Genomic DNA, 13526 nt, shown 5'->3' on the forward strand with positions numbered 1-13526 from the left:
GTCAGACCTTCCGCGCCAGGGCGTTGTGGATGCCGGAGAAGAGCCCGTTGAGCAGGCCGCGCGTGGCGGTGCCGGTCGCCTGGGCCCCGGAACGAAGAAGCCCGCCGGTGAGGGCGGGCTTGGACGTGGTCTCGGGGGCGGATCGGGCCGTCATCGGCGCCAGCGGGTCGGGCGGTTTCGGGACCGATCCTTCGACCGGAAGCCGTACCGAGGAGAGCAGCGCCGCCCGGAACTGCGCCTGATACCCGGCGATGAGCTTGTCGCAGTCGGTGCCGTTGATGATGCGCCGGGCACCGACCGGATCGGCCCGGCCGGGAGCGAAATAGTCGCCGAGCTTCTTGCCCGTGAACCAGCCCTCGATCATGCCGTAGAACAGGATCGCGGCCGCCACGTCGGGGCGCATCGCGAGGTTGGGCGTCTTCACCAGATCCTCGGAGGCTTTCAGGATGCCGAGGCTGCGCAGGCGCTTCGTCGCCTTGGCGTAGTTCACTTCCCAGGTCAGCTGCACGTAGCCCCGCCCCCAGAAGCCGGTCGGGCCGTACTTCCGCCCCTTGCCCCGGCCGAACTCCTCGATGGGCTGCATGGTGCGAGCCGTCTCGTGGAAGGTGGTGGCGAGGCAGTAGGCCGCCGCGTCGATGGATACCGATGCCGGGCAGGCGGTGAGGATCGCCCCCATGCCGTCGACTTGGGGCTGGGTCAGGTGCCCGGCAAAGGGGGAGCGGCGCACGGCGTCGAAGAATGCTGCGCGGTCGATATCGAGGGGCATGGGAGCGGTTTCGCACAGGAGGAAAAGGCCGCACAGGGCGGCGAGGAAGGGCGTCATCGCGGCACCCTTCACGCGTGGAGCAGGCGGCCCGGAGACGTCCCGGAGGCGGCGCGGCGGGCGGGCTACGGCGGTGCGATGGTCGTCAGCGTGCCGGAGGAACCCCGATACTTCAGCGCACCACCCTCGACGCACAGGACACCGCCGCCGGTCGGCGCCGCCGTGGCGCATGTGCCGTTCGGGATGAGGATCGACTTGGTGGCACCCTGACGGTCCGTGAACCCGGCAACGCCGAGGTTTTGGTTGGCATCGAGCGAGATGACCTCGCCCACGCCGCCGGCCGTCACGCGGACGCGGTCTCCGGCGTCCACTCCCTGAAATTGGAACTCCCGGTTGGCATTGGGCAGGCTTACGATGCCCTGGGCCGGCATCGTGAGCCGGTCAGATCGAAGCGTGGGGCCGTTCGGAATATCCAGACGGGTGAACGAGGCGGCCCCCGCTTTGTCGATGCGGGCGAGATAGGTGGTGCCGTCTACGGACAACCATCGAAGCGCGTCACCCGCTCCGCCTGCAAAGCCCTGGATCAGGGCTTGCTCGACATGGACGTTCTGCATGGCAAGGAAGCCATAATTGACCGATCCATAGCCGAAGCCGCCATAATTGTTGGACTGAAGGTAGTACCCGAAATCCACCGGCTTGCTGGCGCTGGTGCTGTCCACCGACATCTGGAAGCCGGCGGTCGTGCCGGCACCGGGACGTGTCGAGACGCCGCCCTTAAACGCAATCGCGTTGCCGCCGGTGTTGTCGGTCCCGATGGTGACGCGCGAATAGGAGCCCGCCACGGTGCCGGGGCCGTTGTTCGTGATGTTGCCGATGTGGAAGTAGGCGTTCGAGCCCGGAACGCCCGGCGCGTCGGCGCGTCCGCCGTTGACGACTAGGTCGAAGTCCAGCCACGAGACCTTCGAGCCGCCGGTCTGCTGGATGGTCTGGCGCCACCCCATGTAGTCGAACTGCTTGTCCGTCGGCATCGTGAAGGTGGTCGGCGTGTCGACGCTTCCGCCGCTGTCGAAGATGATGCCGCGACCGAGTACGCCGGACGCCTCGGAAAATGCCGGGGCTTTCAGGGACTGGATCGTCATCGAATCCGGGGTGGCGTTGTAGCGTCCACCCTGGAAGCGACCGATCCGGACATCATCGGACAGACGGATGTCGCCGTTGTCCTTGATGCGCGGGGCCGGCAGCACGCGGTCGAAGGCCGAGGCCGGGCCGACTGCGATCATGATTGCCGCAGCGGAGGGGATGCACAGGGACTTCATCAGACGAGGATCCACAGATTGGCGCGACCTCGACGAAAGCGGAGGCCCTGGTTCGGCGCAGTGATGGCGATGGGCGTGCCGTCGCCGATCTGATCATTCGTGCCAGGCCCCGGCGCCATGATGATCGGCCTGTCCGGGGAGCATTGCATCGACTCGTCGGCGACGACGAAATCCTGACCAAGGGGGTACGTGTCCACGTCGGGGAAGTAGACCGTGCGCGCGGCCGTCAGGACCGGGAAACCGATCTGCACGTCGGTGACGAGGGCTTGGTAATCGGCATCGGGCGCGGCGGTATGGCCGAGGCTCGCCTTTCCGCTCAACGCCGTGGGAAGCCCGGGAACGTCGGAAACCGCGGCGATCTGCTTGCCGCCGGAGACGAGACGCCAGGCCGGCGCCGAGCCGACCAGCGCGGACGACCACGCGACGGTGTAGAGGACCCCTTTCCGGATCGAGCCCGCCGGCAAGGGGACACCGTCCCCGTTGAGCCATTGCCTCGGCCCGGTTCCGTCGATGTTGAGGGATGGCGAAGCGGTATTGTCGCGATCAGCCCAGAACGAGATTGTGGTTCCGGCCTGGGGCGTGGTGACGCCCGACAGCGTCGCGACAACATAGGCGTTGTCCGTGCCGGTCGAGACCAGGGCGCCCCCCTGATCCGCGGCGAGGGCCGCGACCCCCGCCATGATGCCGCGCGACTGACCGGGAAACTCCCGAGCGGACGCGCCGTCGCGGGCGGGAATCGCGGGGTCGGTGATCGCGTTCTGGGCCGGGACCACCGACCAGTCGAGGACACCCATGGATCAGTTCTCCGGTCAGGCTTTGATGGCGAGGGTCAGCACGAGGCCGGGCGGGACGTTCGGGTGTCCCTGCCCACCGCCGGCCGCCGAGATCGTGAGCGAATGGGCGTGGTCGCCAACGGCGGGGATTCCGTGGGCGTGCTGGCCATCGAGCGCGATGGAGTGAGCGTGATCGCCGACGCTGTCTGTCGTGAGCGAATGGGCGTGGTCGCCAACGCCCGACGTCGTGAGCGAATGTTGGTGCTGCCCCGAGGAGGTCCCCTCGCTGTCGGTGGCGCCGCCCGCGTTCACCACGCCGGGGTAGATGCTCGCGACGGCAACCCCGGACCCGCCGGTCTGGTAGATCGAGACGCGGTTGTAGCCGATGGGGTGAATGTGAGCGCCGCCCACTTCGGTCGTGCCGGTGTGGCTATGGGCGCCGGCTGCACTGGTCGCGCCGGTGTGGCTGTGGGCGCCGGCCGCACCCGTTCCGCCGCCATGGCTGTGCTGGCCGCTTGCCACGACCGAACCGCCGTGGTCGTGCCCACCCGCGTTGCCGGTCGAGCCCCCGTGACCGTGAGGGGCAAGCTGTGCCTCCGTCAGGGTGACGGTTTGCGACCCGCCCACGTTACCGAGGTCGCCGCCGAGGCCGCCCGCGCCCGTTAGCCGGCCGGCGCCGCTATCGAGGCCGAAGATCGTGCGCCCGCGCAGGTCGGGAATCCGAAACGTGCTGTCGTTCTCGGCGCCGTGGGATGTGCCGATCAGCAGGAACAGCGCCGCATAGGCCGTCCGCGACAGGGATCGCCCGTCGCAGATCAGCCAGCCTTCGGGGACGGCCGGGGAGGCGAAGGCCGAGACGGTGCCGCACTCGGCGAAGGTGGGCGCGACGATGAGATAGACCGGCGCCGTGGTCGAGCGCACGACGCGGTAGACGATGCCGGGGCGAAGATCGCGGGGGCCGAGTTCGATGTTGCCCGGCCGGCGCAGCGGGAGCGCGGCCTGCCCGTCGAGCGAGAGGGTCGCCGGTCCCTCGTTGAGCGCGGAGACGTTGAACGAGAGGGTGTGCGCTCGAGCGGCGCTCGCCGCGTTGAAGATCTGACCGGTGGAGACCGTGTAGGCGTCGCCGGCACCGCGCGTAGCGAGGAGGGCGCCCGCGTTGTCGTCCCGCCAGCGGGCCAACGCCGCCATGACCTCCCGCATCGAGTTGTTCACGGTTTTGGCCGGCTGGCCTTCGATCCAGAGAATCGGAGGGGCGGCGAGATCGTTCGAGGCCGCGTCGCTGGAAAAGTCGATGAGGCCGGTCATGGAGCATCCCGAGGCAGGCGCGCGCGTACGGCCCCGATGACGCAAGACGTCCGGGTCGGTCCGAGCGGGAGGGCGTGGATGGGCGGATCAGCGCCGCGTTGGCAGCAGGCTGAGGAACTTCGTGGCGTCGAACGCGGCCGGGCGCGGCGCTGGTGCTGGCTGCGGGGCGGGTAAAGCCGGCGCCGGTGCGGCTTCGGCGCCGGGTTGAGGTGCCGCCGCGCCCTGCGAAGCGCTCAACAGCCTCATGATCGAGCCGAGGTCCGGGCCGTTATCGGTCTTCGGGGCTTCGGCCGGCATCGTCGGCGCCGGCGCGGCGCTCGAGGCCGGGCCGGAGAGATCGAAGGGCGCGCGGGCCGTGGTGGGCGCGACCTCGCCGGGCATCGACATGGCGGGGCCCGAGCCATCGAACTTGCCCGTCCACCGGCCGCCGAACTGGGCCGCCGTCTCTCCGGCCGAGCCGCCGTTCTGCGTAACGGCCTTCGTGCCGACCAGGGAAGCAGCCGAGGCATCGGGGTTGGTGAGAATCTTCGAGGCGCCGCCGGCGCCCTGTTGATGCGCGAGATAGAGTTCGCCGGCCGTGGGCTCACGATTGAGCGCGCGCCGCAGCACCTTGGCGTTATCGAGGGTCAACCGGGCCGCCGCGTCGGACGCCTCGGCCGCGTCGTAGGGGTTGGCGAGGCCGTAAGCCGAGGCTGTCTTCGGCATGAACTGGAATAAGCCGGCGGCACCCGAGGGGTTATAGGCGGCCGGGTTACCGCTGCTCTCGATGCCGGCCATCCGCTCCATGTAGCCGGGATAGGCGAGGGCGAGCCCGTAGCGCTGGGCCGCCCCCTCAATCGCGGAGGCGACCTTGGGATCGAACGGCATGGCGGTCTCCGGGAACGCGAAAGGCCGCCCTTGCGGAGCGGCCTTCGGGTCTGGCGCGCGAGGCGCTGGACAATGGCTGTTTCGGGCGGATCGCCCGTCGGGTCAAGGGGGAGATGCTCTAAGGTTTTTGCCCATCAACTTTCGGTCGGTCGGCTGGAAGCCCCACCGGAGATAGCGTTTTGGGCATGGCTTGAGTTCGATAGATTTGGCTTCTGATGCGGGTAATCGACGAATCGAAAATCAGGACTTTTCAGATCCGCGAGTTTGCGGCCTGAACTGAATGTTTGCTGCAGGGCTTCTACCCAGCCGGCGGGTTCAGATCGCTCTGGTAAAAAAGTTTTCTCTGCACCCATTTGAAGCCCTCGTGCTTCGTGATTGCCGCGATCTCAATCGGGCCACCTACGGTCTCACTACGCAGGTTAAAGCGAACGTAACGGATGGTTGTCTCCACCATAAAACGCGCCAGCTCAATGGCATCTTGTATGGGCATTGCGGGGATAATTAGCGGAGCGCTTAGCTCGCTGGCTAGACCAAGATAAATCTCATTTACCTGATCCGCCGGAAGGCCACGGTTTAACAGCGCCAGCCTGAAATTACTTCCAAGCCCAAAGAACAGGCGGTCCATTGCCTCATACTCCCCGTCCCAGTTCGCTCCACAGGAACTCGTGTCCCTGATAATTTTAGGAACCAACCCTTCGGCTGTTATTGGAACGTCCCATAGCTCAGGCTGCTCAGCACCTGAACTGTATCCACACAACTTATATCCCATCATGAAGTCGTCTGGTGGATTGTCGCCATAAGCAGATAGAAATTTATCCTCAAAGAAAAATTCTCTTACCCTCGATGCGACACTTTCCAACGTGTAATTATTAGGGTCTAGTTTCCAATCTAGATGGGCAGGATCTTCCCCGGACAGCCGTCGTCGTAAATCTTTCGTCAAAGTTGATATTGACGACGACCCAATACCGCCCGACCCAAATGTCAGCGCACCAATAGATAGCCCCTTAACCAGATTAAATGTCTTGTTGGCATTATTATAAATCTTTAATACGTTACCATCATCTCTAAAAAATGATGTTGCGCTATCTGCGGCCAGAACTATTCCATCATTGATTTTTACAGTAACAACGATTGTCATGGGCCACCATCGATTGCTTAGAGGCAGCATCTTAAATTGCGACTACTCGGTCAAGCTGTATCCTGGGTCAAGCCGCATGGGTGTGAAAGTTTCGCCCGCTTCGTCCCGTCCCAACGCCGTGCTACGCCGACACTATGCCCCGTTGGTTCTTCCTGCTCGTCACCGCCGCCCTCGGCCTGTCCGTGGCCGGCGGCATGCTGATCTTCCTGCGCTCGCCGACGCCGGTGGTTCAGCCGGCGGATTGATCGGAGGTCCGGAAAGTTTCCGGGGCCGTCGGCCTTGGCGTGCGATGCCCTGCAGAGTTTTTCTCATTGACGATGACCTCGAATAGCGTGAGCACCTTCATATGAGAAAGAACCGCCAGTTGAGTTCTTTACTACAGAAAGGAGCTATAAATTGGCATCTGACGAACTCGATCAGCGCAATAAACTCGTCACGAATGAGCGCGCGAAGCTGACCGCGACCTATGTGAACGGCGTGGCCGTCGCCGTGCTGGCGGTAGGCGGACTGGCGCCCGTCTTCGCCCAGAGGTTGCCGGGACCGATAGACCCCTCGGCGGCGATTCGGACCGCCCTCACGTCCCTCGTTTGTATCGTGGTCAGCGGCGTCCTACATTGGATGGGACGCAGCATTCTCAGGGGGCTTCGATGAGCGACCCGCAATCCTACCTTGTGATCGGCTGGGCCCTCGGCGCGCTTGCCCTGGGCTTCGGCGTGACGTGGCTCGCCCGTCGCGCGCACTGAATCACTCTTTCCTCAATGAGTCGCTCGCCAAGCCATTCGGTGCACCGCTGATGCCCCGCTGGCTCGCCGTCCCCGTCACCCTGGCCCTGTTCACCGCCGTCATGCTCGCGGTGGGGTGGGTGCTGCCGGCGACGGCGGGTGAAGAGCCTGTCTATCGGTGCAAGGCCATCGAAGGTCGCGACCTGAGCAACGACGGTCGGATGCTGCCGATCCGAACGGACACGGCCCTCTTCCAGTCCTTTCAGAGCATCTTGGTTGATACGGCCACGGGCGTGATCCGGGTCGGCTCGTCGACGTGGCGATGGCACGTCGCGCAGAAAGGGTCATCGCAGAACGATTTCGTAGCGGTTGCCGGCCCATCTCCGTCCATGGCCTCGGCCAACCTTTTCCGGGTCAGGCTCTGGGAGGGCATGACGACGCCCGTGTTTTTCATGGTCGGGCTGACGATGGTTCTGACCGGAACGTGCGAGACGGTACGATGAGCAGGCCGCCAAATCGCTTCTCCCGCCTCCTCTGGATGGTCGCGCAGGCAGGCGCCATCGGCGCTGGGATCTGGTTGAGCTTTTTCGCTGAGCCAAGACCGGCCGAGCCGATGCCACCCCTGGCCTACGTCCTCATCCCGTTTTGCTGGGTGCTGCTGGTGGCATTCGCCACGGGCCTCATCACAAAGTCATGGGACTTTGCGCTCCGGAAGATTTCCGGACGTCCGGCCCCGATCCGCCAGGGCGAGGAGCCGGGTCGTGAACAGTTGGGCATTCTTGGTGCCTTCGCGCGACCGAGCGAGCGCGCGAAGGTCGGGGAGCGCGGCCGGATCGGTTAGCATCCGGGCGATCTGCTCCGAGTTGCCGGCGATCCGGTGTTTCAGGAGCGCTTCGGAGCCCGCTTTCTTGAGGCCGAGCAACCCGCCGGCGGCAGCCCCGCCGGCGCCCGCCGCGACACCGCCCGCCGCGGCGTTGCCGGCCGCCTCCGTGATGGCCGAGGCCAGCGGCCCGGTGCCGTTCGCGAGGCTCTTGCGGATCTCGATGTTGAACGCGGTGTCCGACCCTTTCTGCGGCTTGTAGCCGGTCGCTTCGAGCGTCGCGAAGAAGCGGTCCAGGCCGGCCCAGATCGTGTCGCCCTCCGGCAGGGCGCGGATGGATGCCTGCAGGTTCTTGGCCTGCTGGTCGTTGCCGCGCACAGCCGAGGCGAACCCTGCGCCGCCGTACTGCGAGGCGGTGCCGCGCACATCGCGGGTCGCGGCGTTGAAGGCCGTTTCGAGATGGATTCGGGCGAGATCTCTGGCCGCTGTCGGATTGTTGCGCGCCAGTGCCGACATGGCGCTGCCGATCTCGACGTGATTGCTGCCGAACGGGTCATGCGGGAAAATGGCCGCTACGGCACGCTTCGCATCGTCCGTCGCCGCCACCTGGCCGAGAGGCGATTTCTCGACCCGTGCCAGCCCGTCGCGGGTACGCACGACGTGCTCGAGCCTGCGGTAGACCTCCGGCATCTGTGCGAGCACGTCGGCCTGATCGCGGAGCGCCTCGCTCAAGCGATTCGAATCGACGTTGCCGCGCGCATCCGTGGCACCATCGAGGATCCGGGTCGCCACGCGGCCCTCATAGGCTTGCCGGGCGGCGGGCGTGGCGTTCGCCAGGAACTCGCGCGTGGCCGAGGCCCCCTGCAGGTGTGCCGGCACCTGTTCCGTCGGGGTCGCCATGCGGCCGGTGTTGGGGTCCTGCCGCACGACGCGAGCCAGGGGCGTGTCGCCCTCGAACGGCTCGACCGGCCGGGAATTGGCCGCGAAGTTCGCATCCGCCGTCGCGACCTCCGGCACGCCCTTCAACTCGCCGTCGAGGGTCGAGCGGGCGATCTGAAGGTCGCGAACCTTCGTGGCGTCGCCGAGGTCACGCGCGGTCCGAATCGCCGTATCCAGGCGCTCGCGGGCGTGCAGCAACCCCTCGACGGACAAGTCGGTTTCGCCGCCGGGGCCGAACAGGTCCTTACGAGCCTGAGCCAAGGCGCCGCGTACGTCGCCCTTCGCCGTGCGCAACTGCGCGTCGATGGCGTCGAGGGCGGATTGCGGGTTCACCTGCCCGAACCGGACGCTCGGGATTTCCTCCGTCACCGTCGTGGACTTCACGTAGGGTTCGAGCGGCCCCTTCATCCGGCTCACCACCTGCTCGTAGGCGTCGAGCGGCTCGGCGATCTCTCCACGCATGAGGGCACCAACGGCGCGGTCGCGGATATCCGGATGCACGCCGACCGGGTCGATGCCGACGCGGGTCAGATCCTCGGCGAGGCGGGTTTCGGCCGTGGAGCGCGCCGCGGCGTACTCGTCGGCGGCGGCGCCACCCGGCGCCCGCCCGCGCGGGCGGCCCTGTGCGTCGAGCGGGTACGAGGGAACGCCCCGCTGTTCGTTCTGGAGTTTCCGCAGCAATTCGGACGAGATGTCCCGCGCCATGCCGCCGTCCGGATCAGGCCGGAAATAGCCCTCCTCGATCAGTCGCTCGCGCCAGAAGTTGTCCAGGCTCTTGCCGTCTGGACGGGCCACGTTGCCGACGCCGGGGATGTTGAAGCGGTGCAGATCCGTCGCCGCCGCGTCGCCGTCGAGGCGCAGACCGCCGTTGCGGGCGATGAACCGCGCAAGGCTCTCCGGGCCACCATCCGGAGACGCGCCGGCCGGGCGCTCGAACGCCTCGACGGGGCGCGGAGCATCGGCCTCGAACTGCGGGCGCGAGAACTGCGGCTGGGTCACGATGGGCTCGCCGGGACGCTCCACCCTGACCGTGCCTTCGACGCCGACCTTCTCCGGCGCGGCGCGGGCTGCGGCATAGTCCTGATCGGCCTGCGCCCTGCGAGCGGCCTCGCGCGAATCCGCCACGCGACGCATCTCGGGCTGGATCACCTGCCCGGCGGCGTCGTCCGTGACGCGCGGGCCCACCGCCTCGCGTGCCTGGGTGAACGCCATGCCTTCCGGGGTCTGGCGCACGCCCGCCCGCGCAGCGGTCTGGACGTCGAGGCCGAGGGCCGAGGGCGCGAGGTTCGGCGGCGCGATGGCATCGAGCGCGGCCTCGCCCACGCTCCGGATCTGATCCGGCCGCGCGGCGTAGACGTCACCCATGATGCGGCCGCCCTCACCCCCGGAGTTCGCCACGACGCGGCTGATCTGGGAGAGGCGCCCGGCCTTGCCGCCGGTCACGTGGTTCAACGCTTCGTCCAGCGGGATCTCCATACCGCCGCCGGGCAGCGAGCGGGCGTTCTCGCGCAAGGTCTGGGCTGCGGTCAGATGCTCATCGGTGATGCCATCCATGGCTTCGCGCATGACGACATTGCCGCCGCGCGGGGCCTGCGCCACACCCGCGCCGATACCGCCCGCGACGGCGCCGACCAGACGCGCGGCCGGCTCGGCTTCCGGGAGCAGTTGCCGTGTGGCCTGCCCGAGGCCCTCGCTCGCCAGGGCCGGAACGACCACCTGCCCGACGCGCTGAGCCGCCGAACCGCCTCCGAACAGGGCGTTGGGCGCGAACTCGGCCAGCGTGTTCGCCAACTCGCCCGGCACGGTCTGCGGCTTGTACAGCGGGCCGGTGACGGCCTCGACGGGCTTGAGGATCTGTTCCTGGCTGGGGAAGCCGTCGGCAATCGGGCTGTCGCTCGGGAAAAACGGAGCATTCGCGGGCGTGACACCCAACGCCTTCCCGATGACGCGTGCGGCAGGAGCAGCCATGAATCGGTCCATCAGCCCCACGGCGGCATTCGGGAGGCCGATAGTGCCCGCGAGGCCGCGCGCGAGGCCCGGCAGGATCGTCTTGGCGACGTCCAGCGCCGCGCTCGGCTTCTCGGCCTGGCGCGGGGCCTGATAGACTCGCAGCAGATCCTCGGTGGACATCGCGCTGAGGTCGGAGGCGGGAGCGGCCGCAGCCGCAGCCGCAGCGGGCTCCGGCTTGGCCTGATACATCCGCAACAGGTCCTCGGTGGACAGCTTGGTGAGGTCGTCGCTCATTTGATGACCTTCCTCCGGCGCAACTCGGCTTCAACGGCGGCGCGATCCGGGGCCGCCGGGCGGTACTGGTAGGTCTCAGGGGTATCGACGCGGAACACGCCGAGCCGGTCGGCGGTGTCGGGGGCGACCTTCGCGTACTTGTTCAGGAACTCGTTGTGGTGGGCAATCGTGTCCCGCGCGAGCTGCTCCTGCGCCTCGATGGCGTTCCGGATGGACTGCTCGATCTTGCTGCGGTCGCCACCCGCGATGGTCTTGCCGAGTTGGAGGTCCATGTTGGTGGTGTGCCCGGCCTGCGAAATCGCCTTCGCGAGTTCCGCGCCTTTCTGCGAGGCTGCCGCGTCGAAGGTCTCGGAGTTGACGACCGAGGCGGGGTCGAGCCCGAGCACCTTCGCCAGGAGACTGCGGGCCTGGGTCTGATAGTCGGCGCCCCAGCCCGTGATCATCCCGCCGTCGATGGCCTGCTTCTGCCGGCTGATGGCCTTCAGGGTGCCGATGGCGCCCTGCGATTTGTCATAGGATTCCGAGATCTTCGCGTTCGTCAGTTCGTCCAGGCCCTGGTTCGCTTTCTTGCCGAGGTCGACGTTCACGCTCGTCCCACCCCCGCCAATCGCCTGAGGGCCGGTCGGCGTCATCTTCACCGGGACGTTGGACGGGATGCCGAACATGGCACGCTCCTCCGTCGTGGCGGGCCGCACGGGCTGGCCTGGAACCAGAACCTGCGTCTTCGACGGGTCGCTCTTGCTGTAGAGGATCGTACCGCCATCGGGCGTCTTGGCCTGCTGCCAATCCGCCTTCCCCTCGTCGTCGGCAAAGATGGGCTTCCCGGTGTCGATGAATCGGTTCACGCCCGAGCTATCGGTCTTGATGTCCCGCCCATGGGTCGGATCGCGCAGGATCTTCAGCGCCTCGGTGACCTGTCCGCTGTTCGAGCCGGCGGCGGCCGCCTCGGCGTCGGACAGGTTCGGGAAGGCCCGCTTGATGATGGCGGCGTTCCCGGCCAGGGCGCCGGTCTCCTGCGCGAGCTTGCGCTGTTTCAGCCCTAGCTCGGCCTGCGCAAGGCCGGTCACGGCCCGCTGCTGTTCGGCTTTCTGCGCGTTCTGGAAGCCGACCGCGAGGCCGTTGCCGAGACCATGCGTCGACATCAGACCGGTGCCGAGGCCGACGAGGAGGTCCCCGCCGCCATTCGCCTGAAAGCTTTTCAAGGCGCCGCCGAGATCGAAGCCGTCTTCGCCCCCGGCCGACACCGAAGATGCGGCCGGCTGCGTCGGCGCCGGGGACGCCAGCCCCGGAAACTTTCCGGAGGTCGGGACGGCGCCGGGGGCGGGCATGTCGGCCATACGCGGAGGCTGGCCGCCGGCCGAGGGCTGGGCCGACTGAAAATCGGGCGAGGCCGGAGCGCCGCGGTCGAGATCGGGCGCAGTCGGCGCCGATGCGCGCGGCGGCACCCGAAGAGACAGAGGCATCGGACCGGCCTGAGCCTCCGGCGGCACCACCGTGCCCGACGTGCCGGTGAAAGCCTGCGGCGCTCCCATCGGCGCCCGGCCGAAAAACCGCGCGAGGTCCGCCGGGCTCATGTCGGTGGGGAGGCCGTAGGGGATGCCTGCGCTCATCGGCGGGTCCTGCGTGTTCGAGGGTGCTTCGGGGCGGGCCATGGCTGCCGCCGCAGGGGCTACGCCTCCGCGTCCGCCGCTGAAGAGGGCCGTATCGGAAGGACGCACGATTTGCTGGGCATCCGGCACATCCTGCGTCTCCCAAGGCGGGATGGCGCGACGCTGCTCGGGAGTGAAATCGCGACGCGTTTGGACGTTGCGCGCTTCTACCTCGCCGGCCGTTCGATGGTACTGGTCGCGCGCCCACCGCTCATGTGCCTGGGCTGCGTTTTTGCTCTCGGACAACATGGGCAGACCGGCCGCCTCCCAGTCCGTTGCCGTGAAGCTGCGCGGGTTCGCACCGCGCGCGAACCCCTCCTGGGACTGGATCGCGTGCTGAAGCTCGTGGAGAGCGACGCTCCGCTGGTCCGCCGCCGTCGGTCCCTGCGCATGAATTACGCCGTCTTGAGCCTCGTATCGCCCCGCCATAACGGGGGACTCGCGGATGCTTTGCTGCGTGCTACCCCAGAGTTCGGGATAGGCGTCTCCCAAATCGTCGTGGTAGAGGCGCGAGTATCCTGGGGGCGCGTTCTTGGGGGTGCCAAGCGTCGCGAGGTCGTCAGGGATTTCGAAGCGCCAGTAGTTGTCGGGCGCCTGGAACCAGCCGGTTTGATCCCAAATCGCCTGCCGGTCGGCGCCCGTCGCTTTCAGATTTTGCGCCTTCGACAGGGCGGCATGATCGGCGGTCTCGGCATTCCAGCCGCCGAACATCCGCAGAGCCCCCTTTGGCGCCCCGAACGGCAAGGAGCCCGTCATGGCCGTACCGGCGATCCCCGCCGCCGCGCCCATCGCCTCGTCGGAGACGTGGCCCGTGGCGGGATCGAACACGTCCTTTTCCCCGCGCAGGACTTGCCCGGGGAAGCGGGCTGCATCGACCGCGTCGAACATGGCCTTCGGGAAGGCCGGGACCAGGGAGCCGCTGTCGGTGCGGCCGATGGGGAGTACCTGCGACCGCTGCTGGATCGCACCGGTGGGCGCCGAGGTGATCAC

10 protein-coding genes are annotated in these 13526 nt (G+C 67.4%); 2 read left to right on the plus strand and 8 right to left on the minus strand.

Annotation, left to right across the window (positions count from 1 at the left end; all coding sequences use genetic code 11):
- Nucleotide 1: 1 nt before the first annotated feature.
- The 6 genes from BM249_RS08170 to BM249_RS21195 all read right to left on the minus strand — a co-directional run bounded on the left by BM249_RS08170 (nt 2) and on the right by BM249_RS21195 (nt 6162).
- The gene (locus tag BM249_RS08170; protein WP_244528644.1) at nt 2-823 is read right to left on the minus strand and encodes a hypothetical protein; all 822 of its coding nucleotides are present in this window, start codon (nt 821-823) and stop codon (nt 2-4) included.
- A gap of 65 nt (nt 824-888) precedes the next feature.
- Nucleotides 889-2007: a hypothetical protein gene (locus BM249_RS08175; RefSeq protein WP_143103711.1), complete on the minus strand. Its 1119-nt coding sequence runs from the start codon at nt 2005-2007 to the stop codon at nt 889-891.
- Nucleotides 2008-2078: 71 nt separating this feature from the next.
- Nucleotides 2079-2873, minus strand: a complete 795-nt coding sequence (locus BM249_RS08180) for a hypothetical protein (RefSeq protein ID WP_091970719.1) — start codon at nt 2871-2873, stop codon at nt 2079-2081.
- 15 nt (nt 2874-2888) lie between these two features.
- Entirely contained in the window at nt 2889-4157 is a 1269-nt protein-coding gene (locus BM249_RS08185) for a tail fiber protein (RefSeq protein WP_091970720.1), read from the minus strand.
- 87 nt (nt 4158-4244) lie between these two features.
- Complete coding sequence (locus tag BM249_RS08190) at nt 4245-5024, minus strand: transglycosylase SLT domain-containing protein (protein WP_091970721.1); 780 nt, start codon at nt 5022-5024, stop codon at nt 4245-4247.
- Between the two features lie 298 nt (nt 5025-5322).
- Complete coding sequence (locus tag BM249_RS21195) at nt 5323-6162, minus strand: hypothetical protein (protein WP_143103712.1); 840 nt, start codon at nt 6160-6162, stop codon at nt 5323-5325.
- A 396-nt stretch (nt 6163-6558) separates the two neighbouring features.
- Between BM249_RS21195 and BM249_RS08200 the strand changes: the two genes are divergently transcribed.
- Both BM249_RS08200 and BM249_RS08205 read left to right on the plus strand, forming a co-directional pair.
- Nucleotides 6559-6813, plus strand: a complete 255-nt coding sequence (locus BM249_RS08200; RefSeq protein ID WP_091970725.1) for a hypothetical protein — start codon at nt 6559-6561, stop codon at nt 6811-6813.
- 142 nt (nt 6814-6955) lie between these two features.
- On the plus strand, nt 6956-7387 hold the full coding sequence (locus BM249_RS08205; RefSeq protein ID WP_091970727.1) for a hypothetical protein: 432 nt from the start codon (nt 6956-6958) through the stop codon (nt 7385-7387).
- 188 nt (nt 7388-7575) lie between these two features.
- Here BM249_RS08205 and BM249_RS08210 read toward each other — a convergent pair whose 3' ends face one another.
- Both BM249_RS08210 and BM249_RS08215 read right to left on the minus strand, forming a co-directional pair.
- Nucleotides 7576-10887 carry a hypothetical protein gene (locus BM249_RS08210; protein WP_091970729.1) on the minus strand — a complete coding sequence of 1104 codons (3312 nt, stop codon included), beginning with the start codon at nt 10885-10887 and terminating at the stop codon, nt 7576-7578.
- A complete protein-coding gene (locus tag BM249_RS08215) occupies nt 10884-13325 on the minus strand; it encodes an LPD23 domain-containing protein (protein ID WP_177232363.1) in 2442 nt (813 codons plus the stop codon). The genes BM249_RS08210 and BM249_RS08215 overlap by 4 nt, the downstream gene beginning before the upstream one ends.
- Nucleotides 13326-13526: the final 201 nt, after the last annotated feature.

This window comes from Methylobacterium gossipiicola (genome assembly GCF_900113485.1).
GTDB classification, from domain to species: Bacteria; Pseudomonadota; Alphaproteobacteria; order Rhizobiales; family Beijerinckiaceae; genus Methylobacterium; species Methylobacterium gossipiicola.

Coding starts and splice junctions, on each gene's coding strand:
- BM249_RS08190 (WP_091970721.1), bottom strand. CDS start 5,024: ATGCCGTTCGATCCCAAGGTCGCCTCCGCGATTGAGGGGGCGGCCCAG.
- BM249_RS08170 (WP_244528644.1), bottom strand. CDS start 823: ATGACGCCCTTCCTCGCCGCCCTGTGCGGCCTTTTCCTCCTGTGCGAA.
- BM249_RS08185 (WP_091970720.1), bottom strand. CDS start 4,157: ATGACCGGCCTCATCGACTTTTCCAGCGACGCGGCCTCGAACGATCTC.
- BM249_RS08205 (WP_091970727.1), top strand. CDS start 6,956: ATGCCCCGCTGGCTCGCCGTCCCCGTCACCCTGGCCCTGTTCACCGCC.
- BM249_RS08180 (WP_091970719.1), bottom strand. CDS start 2,873: ATGGGTGTCCTCGACTGGTCGGTGGTCCCGGCCCAGAACGCGATCACC.
- BM249_RS21195 (WP_143103712.1), bottom strand. CDS start 6,162: ATGACAATCGTTGTTACTGTAAAAATCAATGATGGAATAGTTCTGGCC.
- BM249_RS08215 (WP_177232363.1), bottom strand. CDS start 13,325: ATGGGCGCGGCGGCGGGGATCGCCGGTACGGCCATGACGGGCTCCTTG.
- BM249_RS08210 (WP_091970729.1), bottom strand. CDS start 10,887: ATGAGCGACGACCTCACCAAGCTGTCCACCGAGGACCTGTTGCGGATG.